26 protein-coding genes are annotated in these 21,216 nt (G+C 57.1%); 5 read left to right on the forward strand and 21 right to left on the reverse strand.

Annotated elements, in window-relative coordinates; all coding sequences use genetic code 11:
* Positions 1 to 344 precede the first annotated feature (344 nt).
* Positions 345 to 1,010, forward strand: coding sequence for a DUF6445 family protein (locus INR77_RS03755; protein WP_223072591.1), 666 nt, complete (start codon positions 345 to 347; stop codon positions 1,008 to 1,010).
* 9 nt (positions 1,011 to 1,019) lie between these two features.
* On the forward strand, positions 1,020 to 2,507 hold the full coding sequence (locus tag INR77_RS03760) for a tryptophan halogenase family protein (RefSeq protein WP_223072592.1): 1,488 nt from the start codon (positions 1,020 to 1,022) through the stop codon (positions 2,505 to 2,507).
* A gap of 7 nt (positions 2,508 to 2,514) precedes the next feature.
* Here INR77_RS03760 and kynU read toward each other — a convergent pair whose 3' ends face one another.
* The 21 genes from kynU to INR77_RS03860 all read right to left on the reverse strand — a co-directional run bounded on the left by kynU (position 2,515) and on the right by INR77_RS03860 (position 19,542).
* The gene (kynU, locus tag INR77_RS03765) at positions 2,515 to 3,750 is read right to left on the reverse strand and encodes a kynureninase (protein ID WP_223072593.1); all 1,236 of its coding nucleotides are present in this window, start codon (positions 3,748 to 3,750) and stop codon (positions 2,515 to 2,517) included.
* A complete protein-coding gene (gene kynB / locus INR77_RS03770) occupies positions 3,747 to 4,382 on the reverse strand; it encodes an arylformamidase (protein ID WP_223072594.1) in 636 nt (211 codons plus the stop codon). Before kynB ends, kynU begins: the two co-directional genes overlap by 4 nt.
* On the reverse strand, positions 4,372 to 5,295 hold the full coding sequence (locus INR77_RS03775; protein WP_223072595.1) for a tryptophan 2,3-dioxygenase: 924 nt from the start codon (positions 5,293 to 5,295) through the stop codon (positions 4,372 to 4,374). Before INR77_RS03775 ends, kynB begins: the two co-directional genes overlap by 11 nt.
* The gene (phhA, locus tag INR77_RS03780) at positions 5,292 to 6,149 is read right to left on the reverse strand and encodes a phenylalanine 4-monooxygenase (protein ID WP_223072596.1); all 858 of its coding nucleotides are present in this window, start codon (positions 6,147 to 6,149) and stop codon (positions 5,292 to 5,294) included. Before phhA ends, INR77_RS03775 begins: the two co-directional genes overlap by 4 nt.
* Positions 6,150 to 6,351: 202 nt before the next feature.
* Complete coding sequence (locus tag INR77_RS03785; RefSeq protein WP_223072597.1) at positions 6,352 to 6,804, reverse strand: isoprenylcysteine carboxylmethyltransferase family protein; 453 nt, start codon at positions 6,802 to 6,804, stop codon at positions 6,352 to 6,354.
* Positions 6,805 to 6,829: 25 nt separating this feature from the next.
* Positions 6,830 to 7,453: a cyclopropane-fatty-acyl-phospholipid synthase family protein gene (locus INR77_RS03790; RefSeq protein ID WP_223072598.1), complete on the reverse strand. Its 624-nt coding sequence runs from the start codon at positions 7,451 to 7,453 to the stop codon at positions 6,830 to 6,832.
* Positions 7,446 to 8,798: a rhodanese-like domain-containing protein gene (locus INR77_RS03795; protein WP_223072599.1), complete on the reverse strand. Its 1,353-nt coding sequence runs from the start codon at positions 8,796 to 8,798 to the stop codon at positions 7,446 to 7,448. Before INR77_RS03795 ends, INR77_RS03790 begins: the two co-directional genes overlap by 8 nt.
* Before the next feature lie 83 nt (positions 8,799 to 8,881).
* Complete coding sequence (locus INR77_RS03800; RefSeq protein ID WP_223072600.1) at positions 8,882 to 9,481, reverse strand: DUF3365 domain-containing protein; 600 nt, start codon at positions 9,479 to 9,481, stop codon at positions 8,882 to 8,884.
* Positions 9,482 to 9,494: 13 nt separating this feature from the next.
* On the reverse strand, positions 9,495 to 9,623 hold the full coding sequence (locus INR77_RS03805; RefSeq protein ID WP_223072601.1) for a DUF2474 domain-containing protein: 129 nt from the start codon (positions 9,621 to 9,623) through the stop codon (positions 9,495 to 9,497).
* Positions 9,623 to 10,618, reverse strand: coding sequence for a cytochrome d ubiquinol oxidase subunit II (gene cydB / locus INR77_RS03810; RefSeq protein ID WP_223072602.1), 996 nt, complete (start codon positions 10,616 to 10,618; stop codon positions 9,623 to 9,625). The genes INR77_RS03805 and cydB overlap by 1 nt, the downstream gene beginning before the upstream one ends.
* Positions 10,618 to 12,072, reverse strand: coding sequence for a cytochrome ubiquinol oxidase subunit I (locus INR77_RS03815; protein ID WP_223072603.1), 1,455 nt, complete (start codon positions 12,070 to 12,072; stop codon positions 10,618 to 10,620). The genes cydB and INR77_RS03815 overlap by 1 nt, the downstream gene beginning before the upstream one ends.
* Positions 12,073 to 12,162: 90 nt before the next feature.
* Positions 12,163 to 12,792, reverse strand: coding sequence for a peroxiredoxin (locus INR77_RS03820; RefSeq protein WP_223072604.1), 630 nt, complete (start codon positions 12,790 to 12,792; stop codon positions 12,163 to 12,165).
* Between the two features lie 36 nt (positions 12,793 to 12,828).
* The gene (locus INR77_RS03825; protein WP_223072605.1) at positions 12,829 to 13,401 is read right to left on the reverse strand and encodes a DUF2202 domain-containing protein; all 573 of its coding nucleotides are present in this window, start codon (positions 13,399 to 13,401) and stop codon (positions 12,829 to 12,831) included.
* 245 nt (positions 13,402 to 13,646) lie between these two features.
* Entirely contained in the window at positions 13,647 to 14,114 is a 468-nt protein-coding gene (locus INR77_RS03830; RefSeq protein WP_305040810.1) for a Dps family protein, read from the reverse strand.
* A 47-nt stretch (positions 14,115 to 14,161) separates the two neighbouring features.
* Positions 14,162 to 14,308, reverse strand: a complete 147-nt coding sequence (locus tag INR77_RS03835) for a helix-turn-helix domain-containing protein (protein ID WP_223072606.1) — start codon at positions 14,306 to 14,308, stop codon at positions 14,162 to 14,164.
* Positions 14,308 to 16,065, reverse strand: a complete 1,758-nt coding sequence (locus INR77_RS03840; protein WP_223072607.1) for a SulP family inorganic anion transporter — start codon at positions 16,063 to 16,065, stop codon at positions 14,308 to 14,310. The genes INR77_RS03835 and INR77_RS03840 overlap by 1 nt, the downstream gene beginning before the upstream one ends.
* A gap of 27 nt (positions 16,066 to 16,092) precedes the next feature.
* Complete coding sequence (locus INR77_RS03845; protein WP_255573916.1) at positions 16,093 to 17,316, reverse strand: FAD/NAD(P)-binding oxidoreductase; 1,224 nt, start codon at positions 17,314 to 17,316, stop codon at positions 16,093 to 16,095.
* A gap of 21 nt (positions 17,317 to 17,337) precedes the next feature.
* Positions 17,338 to 17,748 carry a TIGR01244 family sulfur transferase gene (locus INR77_RS15835; RefSeq protein ID WP_255573917.1) on the reverse strand — a complete coding sequence of 137 codons (411 nt, stop codon included), beginning with the start codon at positions 17,746 to 17,748 and terminating at the stop codon, positions 17,338 to 17,340.
* Positions 17,748 to 18,167 (reverse strand): DUF6691 family protein, encoded by a 420-nt coding sequence (locus INR77_RS03850; RefSeq protein ID WP_223072608.1) that lies wholly within the window; start codon positions 18,165 to 18,167, stop codon positions 17,748 to 17,750. Before INR77_RS03850 ends, INR77_RS15835 begins: the two co-directional genes overlap by 1 nt.
* Positions 18,164 to 18,613: a YeeE/YedE family protein gene (locus INR77_RS03855; protein WP_223072609.1), complete on the reverse strand. Its 450-nt coding sequence runs from the start codon at positions 18,611 to 18,613 to the stop codon at positions 18,164 to 18,166. Before INR77_RS03855 ends, INR77_RS03850 begins: the two co-directional genes overlap by 4 nt.
* A complete protein-coding gene (locus tag INR77_RS03860) occupies positions 18,610 to 19,542 on the reverse strand; it encodes an MBL fold metallo-hydrolase (protein WP_223072610.1) in 933 nt (310 codons plus the stop codon). The genes INR77_RS03855 and INR77_RS03860 overlap by 4 nt, the downstream gene beginning before the upstream one ends.
* Positions 19,543 to 19,614: 72 nt before the next feature.
* On the opposite strand from INR77_RS03860, the gene INR77_RS03865 reads away from it, so the two are divergent.
* Genes INR77_RS03865 through INR77_RS03875 form a run of 3 tightly spaced genes read left to right on the forward strand, consistent with a single transcriptional unit; the run spans position 19,615 to position 21,176 of the window.
* The gene (locus INR77_RS03865; protein WP_223072611.1) at positions 19,615 to 20,271 is read left to right on the forward strand and encodes a peroxiredoxin; all 657 of its coding nucleotides are present in this window, start codon (positions 19,615 to 19,617) and stop codon (positions 20,269 to 20,271) included.
* Positions 20,268 to 20,606 (forward strand): helix-turn-helix transcriptional regulator, encoded by a 339-nt coding sequence (locus INR77_RS03870; protein WP_223072612.1) that lies wholly within the window; start codon positions 20,268 to 20,270, stop codon positions 20,604 to 20,606. The genes INR77_RS03865 and INR77_RS03870 overlap by 4 nt, the downstream gene beginning before the upstream one ends.
* A gap of 36 nt (positions 20,607 to 20,642) precedes the next feature.
* Entirely contained in the window at positions 20,643 to 21,176 is a 534-nt protein-coding gene (locus INR77_RS03875; RefSeq protein ID WP_223072613.1) for a DUF2946 family protein, read from the forward strand.
* Positions 21,177 to 21,216 lie beyond the last annotated feature (40 nt).

Genomic DNA, 21,216 nt, shown 5'->3' on the forward strand with positions numbered 1-21,216 from the left:
GAATCGAGGTGACGTGTCGTCCCAACTCATTTCTATTTTTTTATCCTATATTCAGATATTTAAGGGAAATTTGGACCAATTCTCACCTTGTAAGGTACAAGTTGATACTTTTGTGTGGCGAGCGGGCCACACTTTGGCGGTCGCTTTTTCATCGCGCTGAGTTTCTTTCCGTCTGCTATCTGGCTGAGTTCGTCCGCCGATTCAAATTACCTTTTTTATACAGTGCATTGTTGCACTCGATTGGCAATCAGTGACGTGGCTGATACGGTGTATCGCTGCGTAATTGCATGGAGAAGGGGGTGCCAGTCATGCGAAATTGGAAGATGTCCCTTGAGGAGTGGGAGATGAAGAGTTTCTCTGAGGGGAATCATGAATTTGTGTCCATTTCGAACTTTTTGCAAAGCCCTCAAGAAGCAGTTGAGGATGCCTGTTTGCAAAAATTTGCAAACATCACTCCGGCATATCCTGGCGTGCGTGCAGCAATCCCAAGCGCCTTTGCGATGGAGTTGCTCGCGGCTTTATCCCCTTTGCTCGATACCCACTTTGGAAAGAGTGAGCGGGGTTGGGAGCTACAAGCCTGGTATTCTCTGGTTACAGCCCGCCCGGACGATTTGGTTCCGATGCAATGCCTGCCCCACGTGGATGGAACTGATCCTGATCAGATCGCGATGATGCTGTATCTTCATCACACTGCGCATGGTGGAACGAGCTTTTTCAGACATCGCTCCACTGGGCTTTCAGCTCTTACGGAGGAAACTTTTCCGAAATATCGCGAGGCACTAAAACGAGATGTTGAGCAATCTGGCTTGCCCAATCGTGCATATGTGACCGATGGTGCGCCGTATTTTGAAAAAATCCATGAAACTGATGGCGCGTTCAATCAGGCCATTCTCTACAGGGGAAATGTGCTTCACTCCGGCATGATTGATAACAATGAACCACTGCCACCTGGCCCGCGTGAAGGGCGTTTGACGATCAATGCTTTTTTCCGTCCGACTGACACAAGATGAGAAATTCGAATGAGTGATAAGAGCGTACAAAAGCTGGTCATTGTGGGTGGAGGGACCGCCGGATGGATTTGTGCAGCCGCTTTTGCTCGCCTGATGGGGAAAGCCCTTTCGATTGAGCTGGTTGAATCGGATGCAATCGGCACGGTAGGCGTGGGCGAGGCGACAATCCCTCAGATCATTCGGCTCAACACGATCCTTGGTCTTGATGAACGTGAGTTTGTGAAGGCGACCAATGGAACCTTTAAGCTGGGTATTGAGTTTGTCGATTGGGGCAAGGTTGGCTCCAAATATCTGCACACTTTCGGAGATCCCGGCCTCAGCTTGGCGGGCGTGCCGTTCCACCAATATTGGTCTAGGGCCGCAGCCGAAGGGCACGAACACGACCTGTGGCATTATTCTCTGCACCAATACGCCGCCGACACAGCCAAATTTGGGAAGCTAGACCGGGTGGGCGACACGGCCATGACCGGGCTCGCCTATGCCTATCACTTCGATGCAAGCCTCTACGCCGACTATCTGCGCGCCTACTCAAAACAACGCGGGGTCACCCGCACTGAAGGCATTGTTAGCGAAGTTGCGCGCGATGCCGAAAGCGGTGACATCACCTCGATCACCTTAGGTGACGGGCGCAAAGTGGCGGGCGACTTTTTCATCGATTGCACGGGCTTCCGGGCGCTTCTTCTCGGCAAAGAACTTGGCGTTGGCTATAAGGACTGGTCGCATTGGCTGCCGTGCAACAGCGCGCAAGCCGTGCCAAGTGAACGGCTCAAGACGGTTGTCCCCTATACCCGCGCGACCGCCAAGAGCGCAGGATGGCAATGGCGCATTCCATTGCAGCACCGCACCGGCAATGGTCATGTCTATTCAAGCAATTTCATCTCGGACGATGAAGCGGGCCAAGTCCTGCTCGAAGGGCTCGATACAAAGCCGCTTACTGAACCCCGCCCTATCCGCTTTACCACCGGGCGGCGCGAGGCGTTCTGGTCGCACAATTGTGCCGCCATCGGGCTTGCGAGCGGTTTTCTCGAACCATTGGAATCGACCAGCATTCACCTTATCCAATCTCATGTGAGCCGCTTGATCCAATTGTTCCCCGGCAACAATAATGCGAGGGCCGAACGTAACGAATACAATCGCCGCTGTGCTGCGGAGTTCGAGCAAATCCGCGATTTTCTCATCCTGCATTACCACTGCACGACGCGAGAAGATTCGGAGTTCTGGTGCTATTGTAAGAATATGAACGTGCCTGACAGCGTCACAAACAAGATGGAGCTATTTGGCTCAAGCGGGCGGGTGGGACGCGATGCCGATGACCTTTTCCGCGTTGCGAGTTGGGTGCAGGTGATGCTGGGGCAGGGCATAATGCCGCAAAGCTATGATCCAATGGCAAACCAGCTAAGCGATGCCGAACTTGCTGAGTTCCTTGGCAATGTGCGTAGACTGATTGAGCGTGCAACTGATCCTTTGCCAACGCATGAGCAATTCCTCGCGCAATAGCGCAGGATCAGGTGACCGCTGCTTTGGTCCGATATTCCTCGCGGTCCCATTCGGCGTTCACACAAATGGCGCGTAAACGCTCCACTGCCTCAGCAATATCGGCGAAAGCGAGATAAAGCGGGGTTACACCAAAGCGCATGATGTTTGGCGCGCGGAAATCGCCGACTACATCTCGTGCTTTTAGTGCCTGCATCATTTCATATGCGTGTGGGTGGGCGAAAGCGACCTGACTGCCGCGCTGTGCTGGATCGCGCGGGCAGATGAACTCAAAGCCGAACTCGCCGCATCGCTCTTCCATCAAAGTGACGAACAGCTCAGTCAATTGAACTGATTTGGCGCGCACCTTTGCCATGTCAGCTTCAAGCATGATGTCGACACCCTCTTCCAACGCTGCAAGGCCGAGCACCGGAGGCGTGCCGCATTGAAAGCGGTCGATGCCGCTGGCAGGTTTGAACTCTCCATCAAAATCGAAAGGCGCTGCGTGTCCGAACCATCCTGAAAGGACGGGCTGTGCGTCATGGTGGCGCTTTGCCGCAAAAAGGAAGCCAGGGGCTCCGGGGCCACCGTTCAGGAACTTATATCCGCAACCCACAGCGAAGTCTGCTTCCGCGCCATTGAGATCGACCTCAATCGCGCCGCTTGAATGGCTAAGATCCCAGACGGTGAGCACGCCTTTTGCGTGGGCCTTTGCGGTGACCTCAGCCATATCGCGGATGCGCGATGTCTTGTAATGTACTTGAGTGAGGAGCAGCACCGCGACATCCTCATCAAGCGCGTCTAGCACATCCTCTGGCGCAACCTCCCGGCATTCGAGCGAGCCGCCAGAGAAGCGCGCAAGGCCTTGCATCATGTAATTGTCGGTGGGGAAATTACCCGTCTCGGTGAGCAGAACCTTGCGACCTTCCTGCAAGGATAGCGCAGCGGTGAGCGCCTTGAAGATATTGATCGACGTGCTTTCGCCAGCGATAATCTCGCCCGGTTCCGCGCCCAGCAGCCGTGCAATCTTGTCGCCAATGCGCGTCGGAGCGTTCACCCAGTCGGCGCCGACCCAAGAGGTGATCAGGCCTTGGGCCCACTCCTCATTGATGGTTGTGTTCATGCGGGCAATTGTCCGCTTTGGCAGCACGCCGAGCGAATTACCGTCGAGGTAGATGAGGCCATCGCGGATTACGAATTCGTCGCGAAATTTCGCCAGGGGATCGGCGGCATCCATCGCGGCAATATCAGCAGCAGTTATCGTCATTTGGGAAGCTCTCTCAGCACCGCGCGAACCGGGCTCGCATCAGCCCCTTCAAGCGGCAAGGGCAGGGCAATCAGCTCATATTCTCCGGGCGGAACATCGTCGAGAACCAGCCCTTCAAGGATGCGCATATCGCCTTTAAGCACTTCGTGATGGGCATCCATGGTTTTACTGGTCTGCGGGTCAAGTGAAGGGGTATCGACCCCAATCAAATTTGTTCCGCCTTCTTTTAACCGGGCAATTACGCCGGGCGAGATTGCTTTGAAATGTTCGTCCCAGACATCGTGTGGGAAGGCATTGTAAGTGCGAAAAAGCACACGCTCTGCCCCTTCGAGAACCTCCCAATCACAGTCACTTACCTCGACACGGGTGCCTGCATGGCGCACGTCGGCAACCACGCAGGGACCAATATATGGGGTGAGTGAAGAGCCCGCGCTATCCACCCCTTCGTTCGAATAATGCACTGGCGCATCGGCATGGGTGCCCGCGTGCAAGGGCATTGAAACCTCGCCGATATTAACCGGACAATCTGGCCCTATTTCGACATTGCGCTTGACCACAAGGTCGGGTTCTCCCGGCCAGAGCGGTGTCTTGGTGCCGAGTGGCTGCGTGATGTCCCAAATCTTAGTGGCCATAGGGGCACTCGCCTCCATCGTCCGCGTAGTTTCCGCCCTCTTTGGGAGCCGTCATTCGCGTGCGCATCGCCCAGAGTTCTGGGAAGAAGGGAAGGTCCAGAGCCTTGACCAGATAATCCACTCCCGAAGAACCGCCCGTGCCGACCTTCTGGCCGATGACACGCGCGACGGTCTTCATGTGCTTGAAGCGCCATTCCTGAAAATAGTACTCCACCGCTGTCACCTTTTCAGCGAGCGTGTAAAGGTCCCAGTGGTCGCCCGGATTGGTGTAAATCTGAAGCCATGCGTCCTCAACGGCCTCTGATGGCTCGTAAGCTCTTGAGAAATCGCGCTCAAGCTTGCCGGCAGGAATCTCAAACCCTCGCCGGGCGAGAAGCCTCAAAAGCTCATCATAAAGAGATGGTGCGTGGAGCACTTCCTCCAATGCCGCGCGGCGTTCCTCATCGTCGTTGTGAACAAGCACAAGGTCCGCGCGTTTCAGGCCAAGGCAGAATTCCAGCGTGCGATATTGGTGCGATTGGAAGCCGGAGGCTTTTCTCAAGAACCCGCGGAAGGTGAGGAAATCATGGGGGCTAAGCGTTGCCAGCACTTCCCACGAATGGATCATATGGCGCAGCACCGTCGCTATCCGGTCAAGGGTTTTCTCCGCCTTGCCAAGCTCATCCTTGCGCAAATGCTCCATCGCTATGCCCGCTTCGTGGATCGCCAGCTTGATCCAAAGCTCCATCGACTGATGCATGATGATGAAAAGCATTTCGTCGGGTTTGTCCGACACGGGCACTTGGCTTTTCAAGAGGGCATCAGTCTGGATGTGGCGCGCGTATGAGAGGCCGCGATCCCATTGGATTGTCTCGCCATCAATCTCGGCCTCGAAGGTTTCTACTCCGTCTTCTATGGTTGTCTTGATGCTCATCCGGCTTCTCCAGAAGGGCTCGCCGCTTCGTATGTCACATCGCTTGGTTCCGCCTCGCCAATCGGGATAAGCGGCAAATCGCGAACCTCGTCATACACATGGGCGAGGCTGGTGGTTTCCATCTCTTCAAGCAACGCCTCAAAGCTTTCGATCACGAAGTACGTAGGCTGAAATGTATCAAACGGCCAATCGGTCCGCATCAGGCGCGGCAGATCGAACCGCAGGCGGCGCGGGACATCACTGGTAAGCGCATGGACCGCCTCGGCATAGCTCGACATCAGGCCAGCGCCATAGGCGCGAAGCTGTCCGCCTTCCTTGATAAGACCAAACTCGACCGTGTGAAGGTAAAGGCGGCCCAGATAATCGGACATTCCAAGCTTCTCGGCGCGAATGCCTGCACGGCCGTATGCAGACATGAATTCGCCAAAGGTTGGATCGATGAACATCGGCATATGTCCAAAGACATCGTGAAACATATCGGGCTCGTCGCTGTAATCGAAGGATGGGCCTTGGCGCAGGAAATTGGCTACGGGAAATTGGCGTTTGGCCAGCATTTCAAAAAAGGGCGCATTGGGAATGACACCCGGCACAGCGACCACTTCCCATCCGGTAAGCGCTCGCAGTTTCTCGTTCCAAACGTCAAACTGCGGCACGCCCATGCGATCAAGCTCAAGCGCGCGCACCCCATCAAGAAAAGTGTCGCAGGCCAACCCTTCCAATGCTTTGGTCTGCTTGGCGGCAAAGTCGCTCCAACGCTGGTGATCTGAGGCGGAAAATTGCTCCCAGTTCTGAGGCACGGACCAATCGGCATTGGCTCCGTGGGGAGGGGCGGTGAGGGAAGTGGATTTGTTCATAGCAAACATCCTGAAAGGAGGGTGCTTGGATAAGCCATGATAGACTGCTTTGCGAAGGGTGGTGTTGCGCAATGGACGAATATCGACTTCTTTAACGGGCAAAAGTCGGTTTCAGAAGGTTGATGCGGGTCGATAGCCTTTTCATCGGATACGTCAGGAGCCACGCTCGCTCAACATTCCAACGGGCGTTGATTGGGCGCTTTTACAACCAGCGCCTTACGCGCGATTTATAGCTCTCATAATCAGCGCCAAACACTTGCGCCAATCGCGCTTCTTCCGGCACAATCTGAAACCCGGTGATATAGGCCACAAAGGCGATCAGCATGATCACATTCACAGGTGAGCCCAACCAGATTGCAATTCCTATAAGGATGAACAGCATCCCCAGATACATCGGATTGCGGGTGTAGCGATACAGGCCTGTTACAACGAGGCTCGACGCTTTTTCAGGGGCAAGGGGCGTAACGGTCGTCTTTGCTTTGCGAAAGGCCCCGACTGAAACAAGGTCGATGGCAAGCCCGACCGCAATAAAGACGCCGGCAAGAAAGCGCTGGAAGGCAAAGGCAAGCTTCGTTTCAGGGAGAAAATGCGCAAGCCCCCACATTGCAAGGCCGCAAAGCGCAGCGACAATTGGGGGTGGTATCAGCAGTTTCATCTCGGACCCCTACCTAGCGATTGACTTACCCCGGACGGCGCGCAATCAGATCGATCAGCGCTGACATCCCTTCATGCCCATTCCCTTCGCTGATTTCGGCATCATAGCTTTCCAGATGCTCGATTTCGAGCGCATCGAATGCTTCGCGCAAAACAGCTTCGGTGTACATATTTTCCGCTGTCGGTGGACCGCCAGTGCCATAGTCCAGCTGTTCAGGGCGATACCCTTCGAGCAGCAGCAGGCCACCGGGCTTCAAAGCTTTTGCCATCTGCTCAAACAATTGATCGCGTAAAGGCGGGGCGGCGAATTGGATGAAAATGCCGACCACAGCGTCAAAGGCATTTTCGGGCCAGTCCCAGCTTGCCAGATCCGCCTGAATAAAATGCACCTCAACGCCGCTCTTGGCAGCCAGCTTTTCGGCCTTTTCAATCGCGCGCGGCGAAATGTCGGTTGCTGTCACCTTGTGCCCGTGCCGCGCAAGAAAGACGCTGTTGCGCCCCTCTCCATCGGCAATCGCGAGTACGCGAGAGCCTTCTTTTAGACGGTGGGCTTCTCTTGTGAGAAAGGCATTGGGCTGAGTGCCAAAGACATACTCGTCGCTTGCAAAACGTTCGTCCCAAAACGCTTGCCCATCAATCGCATCAGCCATTCGCTGCCTTCCATGCGCCCATTGATCCAAGATAGACATCAATATTGCGAAATCCGCGACTTGCAAGCCATCCCGCCGCAACGGTCGCTCGCATACCGCTTGCGCACATGAGGGTGTAGGATTTGTCCTTGTCGAGCTCGCTCCAGCGTTCATTGAGTTCGCCCACATAAATGTGCTCAGAACCCTCGATTGCAGCAGCTTCACGCTCGTCCGCATCGCGCACGTCGAGCAGGGTCCAGTCGCCGTCCGCACCATCAAGCCGCGATTTGACCGTATCGGTGTCGACCATGGGGATCGCGTTCATCGTCGCGCCATTGGCCGCCGCTGGAACAACGCCGTTGTAGCCGCCCATGACATTGTCGAGCCCAATGCGGGTGAGGTGCGACATGGCGCTGGAAAGCTGTTCCTCGTCCGACCCGACCAGAAGCATTGTCTCGCCTTCGCGGACAAACCATCCGGCAAAGGCGGAAATCATGCCGACGGGAAGACACATGGAGCCGGGGAAATGACCGGACGCATAGGCAAGCGGTTCGCGCAGGTCGATCACATGATCCGCCTGGGCTTGGCGCATTTCCGGCAGAGTCAACCGCTTGGGGCGAAGAACGCGAGGAGCCGCCTCAGCACCTTCGATGTTCAAGCGCTCCATCAGGCGGAAATAGGGCGGCTGGTAATGGTTTTCTGCGATCTTGGCCTCGATAAACGCCTCGCGCTCGCCAAGCTGCAAACGCGGATTGTTGCGGCGTTCGTGGCCAATGGTCGAAAACTCACGCTCGGCCATGCCAGAGCCGCACACCGAACCTGCCCCGTGCGCAGGGTAGAGGATCGCCTGATCGCCGAGCGCGAGCAGCTTTTGCAGAGAATCGTAAAGCAGCCCTGCGACTTCGCGCTTGCGGTCAGGGTAAAAGTCGGTGCGTCCGACATCGCCCACAAACAGCGCATCGCCCGTGAAAACGCCCACCGGACCATCGGCATATTCGCGGTCATGGATGACAAAGGCGAGGTGATCGTCGGTGTGTCCCGGCGTTTCAAGCACTTCGATGGTAAGCTGCCCGATTTCGAACGTGTCACCTTCGCGCGCTGTTTGCGCAAAAGCAATTTCGCCTGCTGCATTGGGGCCGTGCAGCACCTTTGCCCCTGTCATTTCAGCGAGAATGGGCGAGCCTGTGATAAGGTCTTCGTTGCGGTGCGTTTCGAAGATATGGGTGATCTCCAACCCCTCAGCGCGCGCTTTTTCGAGGTAAATCTCGCAATCCCGGCGCGGATCAATCACCGCTGCTTTGCCGCCAGAACCGATGAGATAGGACAGGTGCGAGAGGCCGGGCGTCTTGATCTTTTCGAGCAACATGGCGGTTCTCCTTTCAAAATTGTCTTTATTGTCGAACACCTAAGGGCACTGGCGCGTTCCATCTGGGCACAGGCCCTTAGTGTTCAGGGCTGTGTCCGCTCCTGCACCAGAAAAGCGCCGCGAAGTTCGCCCGGCGCAAATCCGGTGGCAAGGTCAGCGGGATAGGCTTCGGTGATGGCATCGCTGATCGCTGGGGCGATGTTGGTACCATGGCAGGCAGAACACGGCTGTTCCTTCATCGGGATCGCTTGCAGATAGACCATGCGGTCCTCCACCGATCCGTGAACCTTGCGCGGGGCGCCATTGTCCATCGGCGCCGCTTCAAGCTGAGCGTAAAGCGGCTCAAGCTCGGATGGAAGGCCACCGTTTGCATTGCGATTGCGCCGCGCGATGCGGCTGACGGCAAGGCCGCTTTCTTCAGAGAGGGCTTGCGCAATGGCGGGCGCTGCCGATTGGCACACGCCGATTGCTCCCACCGCGCCCACTTCGCCAATTGCGGTAGCAAGCGTGGTTTGCAGTTCGGATTGAAACCGCTCAGTCACGGCTTGTGACTGGCTCAGAAATTCGGCCCTTTGTTCCTCGCTTGGCTCACCGGGAGCGTTCGTCGAACATCCGCCAAGAGAAAGGCTTCCTGCGATTGCCGCGAGCATCACAGCCCGGGGGTATCCATTCTGGGTCATCATCGCCTCCCTTGTTTCACGCCTTGAGCCAGAGGCGGATGATCATTGCCACCACGCCCAGCGCTGTCACACTTGCCAGCCAAATCCCTGCCATCCACGCAAGGCGCTTCCAAAGCGGCGGCTCATTGTCTGGTGGCGCGAGCATTAATGATACCCCTCATCGCCGACTTTGCCGCGAAACACCCAATAGGCCCAGGCGGTGTAGCCGATGATCAGCGGCATGGTGAGCGCAACGCCGACCAGCATGAAAATCTGGCTCTTTTCAGGCGCGGCCGCATCCCAGATCGTGATGCCAGGGGGGACGACAAAGGGCCACATGGTCACGCCAAGTCCCACCGTGCCAGCGAAGAACAGTGCAATCGCAAGCCAGAAGGGTTTGCTGTTGCGTTCTTTCCTGATCGCCTGAATCATTGAGAGCGCGATGATGCCAGTGATGATTGGCACGGGCGCTGCGAAATAGATTTCAGGCGCGGTAAGCCAGCGCTCGGCATATTCGGCGTTGAGGAAGATGTTATAAAGGCTGACCGCGCCCATGAGCACAATGGTCGCAATCGCTGCGCGAAGCGCGAGGTAGCGCGCGTGTTTTTGCGCCCCGCCGTCCAGCTTCCAGATGAGCCACGTGCTGCCCAAAAGCGCATAGCCAGCCACAACCCCAAGGCCGCACAGCAAGGTGTAGGGTGTGAGCCAGTCAAACCAGCTTCCGGCATAGCTGCGATCAACCACCTCGATGCCTTGCAACAGCGCGCCCAATGTCATCCCTTGCGCCATGGCCGCGACAAGCGAGCCGCCGAAGAAAGCGGCGTCCCAAAAGGCGCGGTGATTGGGGTCGCGCCAGCGGTATTCGAATGCCACCCCGCGAAACACCAGACCCAAAAGCATGGCGATGATAAGCGGATAGGTGGCTGGCAAGATGACTGCATAAGCGAGCGGGAAAGCAGCAAACAGACCGCCTCCGCCCAGGACCAGCCACGTCTCATTCCCGTCCCATACAGGCGCGATGGAATTCATCGCCCTATCGCGGCCCTGTCCGACGCGAACGGTGGGGAATAAGATGCCGATGCCAAGATCAAACCCGTCCATGACGACATAGGCAAAGACAGCGAAGGCGATGATAAACGCCCAGATGACAGTGAGGTCCATCACACGTCCTCCTTGTGCGCGGGAAGGGGGTCGTCATGCCCCGGATTTTGCGTGGGTCCAGGCGTAATGCCCGCTGTGCGGATCGGTCCGGTATCGCCCTCCATCGCATCAACTTCACCTGTATGCGGTGTCTTGCTCATCAGGCGCAGGATATACCAAACGCCGACGCCGAAGACGGTGAAATAGACGATGATGAAGGCAAGCAGCGAAGCGGCGACCGCAGGCGCGTCAAGCGGGCTTGCCGCATCGGCTGTGCGCAAGAGGCCATAGATTACGTAAGGCTGGCGGCCCACTTCTGTCGTGATCCAGCCTGCCAGCACCGCTGCAAAGCCGCTGGGCGCCATCAGGACCGCAGCACGGTGGAGCCAGGGCATATCGTACAGCTGCTTTCGCGCGCGGCCATACAGGCTCCACAAACCGATGCCCAACATCGCGAAACCGATCCCCACCATCACGCGGAACGACCAGAAAACCATGCCAACAGGGGGCTCTTCATCGTCCGGGATCGTGTCGAGCCCGTCCATCGGCGCGTCCCATTCGTGTTTGAGAATAAGTGAGGAGGCCTTTGGGATTTCAATCGCGTATTTGACGGTCTTCTCCTCGCTATCAGGGATACCGAAAAGGATCAGAGGCGCGCCTTCCGGATGGCTGTCAAAATGCCCCTCCATTGCCATCACTTTGGCCGGTTGATGCTCAAGCGTGTTGAGGCCGTGAAGGTCGCCGGCAAAGATTTGTGCAGGCGTGACGATCGCTGCCATCCACATTGCCATTGAAAACATCTTGCGCGCGTGCGGGTTGGTAGAGCCCGTCTTACGCTCTTTCAAAAGGTGCCATGCGCCCACACCCCCGACCACAAACGCAGTCGTGAGATAGGCCGCCATAACCGTGTGCACGAGGCGATAGGGAAAGCTTGGGTTGAAAACGATGTCCCACCAGCTGTCACCGGGGAGGAATTGACCGTTCTCACCTAAGATATGACCCACCGGCGTTTGCATCCAGCTGTTGACCGAAAGGATCCAGAAAGCAGACACAAAGGTACCGAGCGCGACCATAAGCGTTGCGGTAAAGTGCAGTTTCTTGCCCACCTTGTTCATGCCGAACAGCATGACGCCAAGAAAACCTGCCTCAAGAAAGAATGCAGTCAGAACCTCATAAGCCATAAGCGGGCCGATCACCGGGCCGGCGACGTCGGAAAACACCGACCAGTTGGTGCCAAACTGATAGCTCATCACAATGCCAGAGACGACGCCCATCGCAAAGGCGACGGCAAATATCTTGAGCCAGTATTTGAACAGGTCGAGATAGACCTGTTTGCCTGTCTTCAACCACAGCCCTTCGAGCACGGCGAGATAGCTTGCCAGCCCGATGGAAAAGGCGGGAAAGAAGAAATGGAAGCTGACCGTGAAAGCGAACTGGATACGCGCCAGCAAAAGAGCGTCGAACTGATCAAACATGGTGGAAACCGTGATTCCTCACTTTGCGAAACTTGTGATGCGAAAAGGCGCGCCCGCAGTTCTATCTGCGAACGCGCCCCCTTGCGACCCTCAGTCGACCTTTGTCGTCCTCAGATATGGTTTGATGGTGGTAAATCCTTGCGGGAACATCGCGCTTGCCTTTTCATCGTCGATCGAAGGCGGGATGATCACCTCATCCCCGGGCCGCCAATCAGCAGGCGTTGCAATGGTGCAGCGGTCAGAGAGTTGCAGGCTGTCGATCACCCGCAAGATCTCGTCAAAATTGCGCCCGACACTCATCGGATAGGTCATGGTAAGGCGGATTTTGTTCGATGGATCAATGATAAACACCGAACGCACCGCCGCCGTCTCGCTCTGATCGGGGTGGATCATGTCATAGAGTTTCGCGATCTCAAGATCGGGATCGGCGACGATGGGAAAATCGAGGGTCACGCCTTGCGTTTCGTCAACGTCCTTGACCCACTCAAGGTGCTCTTCGACTGTATCGGTTGAAAGGCCAAGCGGCTTGACCCCGCGCGCCTCAAACTGCGCAGCGAGCTTGGCCGTCATGCCCATTTCTGTGGTGCACACGGGGGTGAAGTCAGCCGGGTGGCTGAAGAAAAAGACCCAGTTGTCGCCGGACCAATCATGGAGGGTGATCTCACCCTTAGTGGTGGCAATCGTGAAGTTTGGGGCGGTGTCGCCGATGTGGAGGGACATGGAGAATTTCCTTTTTTCAAGATGTGAGGGGAGGGATTAATTGTGGGGCCCGTGCCCTTGTCCATTGCCGTGGCCTTTACCGCGGCCCTGGCCACGCCCTTGACCGTGACCTCTACCGCGACCCATCTCGCCGCCTCGTGCGACGCATCGTTCGAAGGCAGGGAGGTGTCGCTCGCGCGAGGCCCATTGCAACCGGCCAAGGGTTTCGCGCAGCTGCTCATCTTCAACCGTTGGAATAATCCGGTCGTAAAGCTCAATGTTTTCAATCTCGGCGGTGATGCCTTGTTCGCACGCCTCCAGCAAGCTGGCAGGGGCAGTGATTGATCCGAGATAGGGGTTGGTGTCCGGGTAAGCGATGCCGAGGCGATCCAACTCGGATCTGGCAAGGGTGGCATGACGACGCTCGGCCTCGATGATGTTCACGAAGGGACGCACATCACCAAAGGCATTGAGGATCGCGGCATATGTCGCCTCTGCGCGGTATTCATCGTCCAGCGCCATCAACAATGCGTCACCATCAGTCGTTGGCTGATCCGCCGCAATCGCGTTTACGCATCCACCGCCGAGCAGGAGTGCACCCAATGCAAGAAGAGTTTTTTGGCCAGCCATTGCGACCTCCTTTCATGCAGGATGGTCTAACAGCCCTTGCGCGAGTCTGCAATTACAATTTATCACTTAATGTAATCGAAATTCATAATTGGGACGGAATGGGCCATGAAGAGGAGGAATGTGCCCGAATTTAGCCCATTTCCGGCGATTCAATATAGAAAAATCTGTAATTAAAATAGCAAAGGCGCGGCGCAGGCCTGATCCTGGCAAGCCGCACGCCGCGCCTTTTGATCGTGTCTTTCGGCCTAGTTCGCGGTTGCCCGCAGCATCCACGCGGTTTTCTCGTGCAAGGTGAGCCTTGGGGCAACCACGTCCAGCGTCGCCTCATCGCCGATTTCTTCGGCCACCCGCAAAACCTCGCGCGCGGTTTTGGCTACCTGTTCGTGGCCTTTGGCAAGGTTGGTCACCATCTCGTGCCAATCCGGATTGCCCGTCTCTTCCTTGATCGAGGAAAGACCACTCATCTCGGAATAGGATGATGGCGCATAGTGGCCAAGGGCACGGATGCGCTCTGCAAGCTCATCAACCGCGGTCCACATTTCGGTGTATTGCTCCATGAATTGCAGGTGCAATTGCTGAAAATGCGGCCCTTCGACGTTCCAGTGATAGCCATGGGTTTTGAGGTACAGCGTGTAAGTGTCTGCAAGCAGTTTCTTCAGCGCTGTTGAAGATTTCTCGCGTCCTGCATCATCAATTCCGATGTTGATTTCCATAGCCAAATCCTTTTCTTCGATGCGTGTTTAGCCTCGGTTGGGGGAGCTTAACTCACCGACTGCGCCTTGCGCCAGCGGTAAAAGGTTTTTTCCGAAACACCGACCTCGCGGCAACTTTCGCACACGCCGCGACCTTCTTCGATGAGGGCGAGGATTTGACGACATTTGGCGTCTTTGTCGGCAATCGCTGGCATCAGATAAGGCCCCGCGCTTCATAGTGATCGACAGGTTCCGGCGGCGCGCCATCATCGTTTATGAGTTTGTCGAAAGCTCTGGACTGCGAGAGGAAAACTTCTCCGTTCAGTTCTTCGATGAAGTGAGAGCGTTTAAGCCGGTCCATCACCGGTCCTTTAACCTCGGACAGATGCAGGCCGATCTTGCCATCGCCAAGTCGGTGATTGATCGCCTCAAGGCTCTCTAAACCAGATGCGTCGATCTCATTAACCGCACTGCACATCAAAATGACGTGGCGCACAGCCGGACGGTCTGCCACTTCTTCGAGCACATATTCCTCAAGCCAGCGCGCATTGAGGTAAGTTAGCGCCTCGTCGATGCGGATGGAAAGGATGTGGGGCACGGTGAACACCTTGTGCCGATCAACATTGCGAAAGTGCTCCGTCTCTGGAACGCGGCCAACGATGGCGGCGTGCGGGCGGCTGGCGCGCCACAGGTAAAGGAGCAGGCCCACGCCAACCCCTGCGATCACGCCCATCTCTACCCCTGCGAGCAGAGTGATCGCGATTGTCGCGATATGCGCTGCGAAATCGGCCTTTGAATAATGCCACAGCCGCGACGGCGTTTTGAGGTCCACGAGGCTAAGCACAGCAACAATAATTGTGGCGGCCAATGTCGCGATGGGCAGGCTGAACAAAAGCGGGGTCAGGAACAGCGTCGCAAGCGCAATTCCGACGGCAGTATAGGCACCAGCGGCAGGAGTTTGTGCGCCAGCATCAAAATTCACCGCCGAACGGGCAAAGCCGCCTGTCACCGGATAGCCGCCCGAAAACGCGCTCGCGATATTGGCCGCACCAAGGCCGATAAGCTCCTGATCAGGCGCAATGCGCTGGCGGCGCTTGGCGGCGAGGGTCTGCGCAACCGAGACGCTTTCAACAAATCCGATGATGGAGATAAGAAGGGCAGGCACCCATAATTTTTCAATCAGGGACAGGTCGGTGCTCGGCAGGGCAAAGGGCGGGAGGCCTTGCGGTATCGCTCCGACCAGATTGACGTTCCTTTCGCCAAGATCGAACGCAATGACGGCAAGAATGGTCAGCGCCACGGCCACCACTGGCCCTGCCTTCGCGGTCATATCGGCAGCGCGGGGGGCAAGGCCGACGCGCTGAAGCGCGGGCTTTGCTCCCTTACGCACCCAGAACAGGAAGAGCGTTGCGGGAATGCCGATCGCCAGCGTCCAGACATTCGTCTCGCCAATCGAGGCGGCGAGCGAACCAAGCATATCGGGCCAGTTATCGCCGCCTGCTGTAATGCCGAGTATATGTTTCAACTGGCTGGTCGCGATAAGAATGCCCGATGCGGTGATAAAGCCGCTGATCACCGGGTGGGAGAGGAGGTTTGCAAGAAAGCCAGCGCGCAGGAAACCAAGTATGGCGAGCATCACGCCCGACAGCATGGCGAGCGTGATTGCCGCTTCGAGATATTCAGCTGTCCCCTGCGCCGCGACCGCGCCAGCTGCCGAAGCTGTCATCAAGGAGACAACCGCCACAGGGCCCACCGCCAAAGTGCGGCTGGTCCCGAAAATGGCATAAAGCACAAGCGGAAGGATCGAGGCGTAGAGGCCCACGACCGGAGGCAGTCCCGCGAGCAACGCATAGGCGAGGCTTTGCGGGATAAGCATGATGGTGACGATCACCGCCGCCATCAGATCATCGGTCAAAATGTTCCGATTGTAAGTCCGACCCCATTCAAGGATCGGAAGATAGCGCGAAAGCATGGTTAAAAGGCCCTTCGTCCCGGCGCTTTATTGCGCGATCAATCCGCCTGGACCTGCCAGCCATTCACGCCCCTTGAGCATTCCGTTCCAGTAAATCCACGGCAAGGCATCCGCCTTCAGCATCCATGAAAGACGCGCAGGCTTCGTGCCGTCGACAATCCATTCTGGAAAGCTTGGCATGAGCTTACCGCCATAGCCGAATTCCGCGAGCACAATCTTGCCGCGTTCTACCGTAAGGGGGCACGAGCCATAGCCGTCATAGCCTGCCTTTGGACCATGACCGCACAGCTGTTGCAGCACATTGACGGCGACAACCGGCGCTTGTTTGCGCGCTGCTGCTGCGGTTTTTGCATTGGGCATAGCGCCTGCATCACCAAGGCCGAAGACATTGTCATAACGAACATGGCGCAAGGTGTGCTGATCGACATCGGTAAATCCGCTTTCTGCGGCGAGCGGGCTGTCCGCAAGGAATTGCGGCGCGACCTGCGGCGGCACGACATGAAGCATATCGAACTCGCGCGTGACCTCGCCTTTTTCTGTTTTGAACACCGCTTTTTGCGCGGGGCCATCGACAGAGACGAGCGTGTGCCCAAGATCGAGCTGAACGTCGTATTTCTCGATATAGCTCATCAGCGCCGGGACATAATCGGCCACACCAAAGAGCGCGCCGCCAGCATTGCAGAACTCGACATCAATGTTGTCGAGAACGCCGGCGCGCAGCCAGTGATCGCACGACAGATACATCGCCTTTTGCGGCGCGCCTGCGCATTTGATCGGCATGGGCGGCTGCGTGAAAATGGCGCGGCCTTTTTTGAGCTTTTGGACCATTTCCCATGTGTAGGGCGCAAGGTCGTAGCGGTAGTTTGACGTGACGCCATTTTTGCCGAGCGTCTCTTCAAGCCCCTCGATCTTTTCCCATGCAAGGCGGATGCCGGGGGCAACGACAAGCGCTTCGTACCGGACGGTTGATCCGTCCGCGAGCGTTACCTCGTTATTATCAGGCTGAAAGGATTTGGCCGCCTGTTTGATCCAGGTGACACCCTTGGGCATAACGCTTGCCATGGATCGGCGGGTCACTTCCGGTTCAAACACGCCGCCGCCGACCATGGTCCATCCGGGTTGATAGGCATGGGTATCGGCAGGATCGATGACCGCAATGTCGAGGTTCTTGCGGCGTTTGAGCAGCGAGGAGGCCGTGGCAAGGCCAGCGGCACCGCCACCAACGATCACCACCGTATGTGATGCAGACATGATTATTCTCCCGGAGGCTTTTTATGCGAGCTTGTTGCTTAGATTTGTGAGGTCGTACCCCGCATCGCTCGCGCGTTGGAGGCGCTCTGCAGGGGCAATGTCGTCAGGGTTGGCGAGAGTATCGAGCGTGATCGAACGCGTGCCGGTGCGGCAATAGGCGAGCACCGGGCCATCCGTGCCGCGACGAACCGCGCGGAAGGCAGCGATGGCGGCATCGGGAAATTGCCCGCCCGCTACGGGGATGTGATGAAACGCAATGCCATTGGCCTCAGCAGCGTCGCGCATTTCCTCGACGCTCGGTTGGCCGTCTTCTTCACCATCAGGCCTGTTGCACATGACGGCAACAAAGCCTTGCGCAGCGATGGCAGAGAAGTCCGTCGGCTGGATCTGCGGCGCGACGGCAAATTCGGGGGTGACTTGGCGAATATCCATCACGCTTTCCCTTCAAAAAGGCGCACCAGAACCATTCCGGCAAGCATGGCGACCACAAAAATCGCAGCGGAAACAGGCTCAATTACCAGCGCTGCAATACCGGGACCGGGGCACAGGCCAGCGATGCCCCATCCAATGCCGAACAAAGCCGAGCCGCCGATCAATCGCGGCGTCAGATCCTGCGTGCCGGGAAGAGCGAAGTCGCCGCCGAACACGGGGCGGATCAACTTGGGCTGAATTTGCCATGCGATGACCATCACCAGAACCGCTCCGCCCATGACGAAAGCAAGCGTGGGATCCCAGTCGCCCAGAATGTCGAGAAAGCCGCGAACCCGTGCAGGATCAGTCATCCCGCCAAGCGCAAGGCCAGCACCGAAGATGGAACCTGAAAGGGCTGGAATAACGAGGCGGCGCATCATGGCAGCACCTCCAGTCCGAGCGCATTCATTGCGGCAACAGTGGCAAAGCCGGTGATCATAAAAGTGACGGTTGCGACGATGGAACGCTGTGAGAAGCGGCTCATCCCGCAAACGCCGTGCCCGCTGGTACAGCCGCTACCAAGGCGGGTGCCAACGCCAACGACCAGGCCCGCAATCACCAGATATACAGGCGAGGCGAAGTTGGCGGGAAGCCCCCCTTGCGCAAGCATCACGATGAAAGCACCCAGTGGCAGGCCGATGACAAAAGCCCAGGCCGACACACGCGGCAGGCCGCTATCGGAAATTCCCGCCGCGCGAGCGGTGATGCCCGAAATGCCCGCAATGCGCCCAATGCCAAGCAGCATCAACGCAGCCGCAAGCCCGATGAGAACACCGCCAGCAAGCCCTGTCATTGGTGCGGCCTCTGGAAATACGGGGAGCATCATACCGCGTTCACCGGAATCTTGATGTAGCTAACGCCATTTTCTTCGGGCTCGGGCAGACGTCCGCCGCGAATGTTCACCTGCACCGAAGGCATGATGAGATTGGGCATAGCCAGTGTCGCATCGCGCGTGGTGCGCATTTGGACGAAATCATCTTCGCTCACGCCGTCCTTCACATGGACGTTCTCGCGCCGCTGCTGACCCACGGTTGTTTCCCAAGCGTATTCATCGCGGCCCGGTGCCTTGTAATCGTGACACAGGAACAGGCGCGTTTCATCTGGCAGCGAAAGCAGACGGCGGATCGACTGGAACAACTGGCGCGCATCGCCTCCGGGGAAGTCGGCCCGCGCTGTGCCAAAGTCAGGCATGAAGATCGTATCGCCGACAAAGGCAGCATCGCCGATGATGAAAGCCATATCTGCGGGAGTGTGACCGGGTACGTGCAGTGCGATACCTTCGATCTTGCCGAGGTTGAATGTCTCGCCATCGGTAAACAGATGGTCGAATTGCGAACCGTCGCGCTCAAAATCAGTGCCAGCGTTGAAAAGCTTGCCGAACACATCCTGCACGCGGATGATTTCCTTGCCGATGGCAAGCTTCCCGCCGAGCTTTTCCTGCAAATAAGGCGCGGCTGAAATGTGATCGGCATGGGCGTGGGTTTCGATCAGCCATGTCACTTTCAAATTATTCGAATTGACATATTCGATTATGCGATCTGCGGAAGCCTGCGAGGTGCGCCCCGCGGCCGCTTCATAGTCGAGGACCGAATCAATGATCGCCGCCTCGCAGGTTTCAGGGTCGTGGACGACATAACTTACAGTATATGTCGCCTCGTCGAAAAAGCCCGCAATTGAAGGGCGCAGCGTTTTTTGATCGATTGCCCGGTTGATCTGGTCGGTTGCCGCCTGAAGGGCTGAATCTGATTTAGACATCCCAAACTCCTTTGATTACATAAAGTATGTATATGTGTTGCTTTATGGGAGTCAAGTGCTAAGAGGATGGTCATGGATACTCAGGAAAACGAAAGCCGCGGCACACGCGTGCTTCGCATTGGCGATCTGGCACCCGACTTTGAGGCGCGCAGCACAATTGGCCCGGTGAAGCTTTCAGCGTTCAGAGAGCGTTGGCTCATCCTTTTTTCGCACCCGGCGGATTTTACCCCCGTGTGCACCACCGAATTTGTCGAACTTGCGCGGCAGGCGGACGAATTTGAGAAACGTGAGTGCAATCTCATGGCGCTCTCGGTTGACAGCCTGTTTTCGCATTTCGCCTGGCTGCGAATGATCCGCGACCGCTTTGATATTGAAGTGCGCTTTCCCATTGTCGAAGACCCGACATTGGTGATTGGCCGGGCTTTTGGAATGGTCGCGCCAAAGGACAATGACAGCGCGACGGTGCGCACCACCTTCTTTATCGACCCGACGGGCGTGATCCGCGCCATGACGTGTTATCCCGCCAATATGGGCCGTTCGATCCCCGAAATGCTGCGTATGCTCGACGCGCTTCAGGCGATTGATGCGAAAGACGCGCTTGCCCCTGCCAATTGGGAGCCCGGAATGCCTTTGCTCAAATCGCCTACGCAAGACCTTGATGAAGTGTTCAGCGCGGGCGATCAAACCGCATGGTTCCTTCGCGAAGCTGGCAAAGGGAGCCGCAAATGAGTGTGGATGCCCCGATTGAGGAATTGAAAGCTATCGCCCACCCGTTGCGCTTTCAGATCGTGCAATTGCTGCGCGGTGGTGAGATGAATGTGGGCGAGATCGAGCAAGCCTCTGGCATTGGTCAGCCTGCCTTGTCACAGCAACTTGGCGTTTTGAGAAAGGCGGAGCTGGTTGCGACGCGCAAGGAGGCAAAGCTTGTGTTTTACACCCTCAACGAGGATCGCCTGCGCGAAGTGGGCGCGCTGATTGGCGGGCTTGATGCAGGCGCTGCTCCTAAAACTGCGCCAGTCCGAACCCCTGCGCCCGGCGTTGCCAATTTTGCGCGCTTGTCCTGAGCATGAAAGGTTCGAATATTCAGGGATAGTCCGCTATTGCTGGACCTCCCCGATACGATAATCTGCGTTGCACCGACTGCTAATCTGCCTATAGGCGAGCGCGACATGATTGCCCCGCGCCACTCCTTATTGTCCCGGACACGCGCGCTCTTGACGCTTGTGTTGATGGCGCTTGGCGTGAATGCACTTGTTCCCGCCGGCTATATGGTCGCGCCGACCGCGTCGCAGGGCATCGCGGTAACGCTGTGCCCTGAAACGCATCCCCTCGCTCGTGCTGTGGCGGTGGCTGAGGGCTATGCACAACCAGACGATGCGGCGTCACACGCACACCATGCGGCGATGGGCCATGATACAGCGCCCGCGCATGATGGCGAACCGGCGACGGCTGCAACGGGCACTGATTGCGCGTTTTCGGCGCTCGCCTTTGCTGGCGATATTCCTGCTCAGCCCGAAACTTCTGCGGCCCCTCTTGAACGCGCTGAAGCGGCCTTAATACCGCTCAAAGCCTTTGCGGTTGCCCCCAGCCGCCATTTGCGTCCCCCGTTGCGCGGGCCGCCAGTACATAGCTGATGCTGAGATAATCCGGACCAATAGGCGCGCCGCCAAGGCC

This window comes from Erythrobacter sp. SCSIO 43205, from assembly GCF_019904235.1.
GTDB lineage: Bacteria > Pseudomonadota > Alphaproteobacteria > Sphingomonadales > Sphingomonadaceae > Erythrobacter.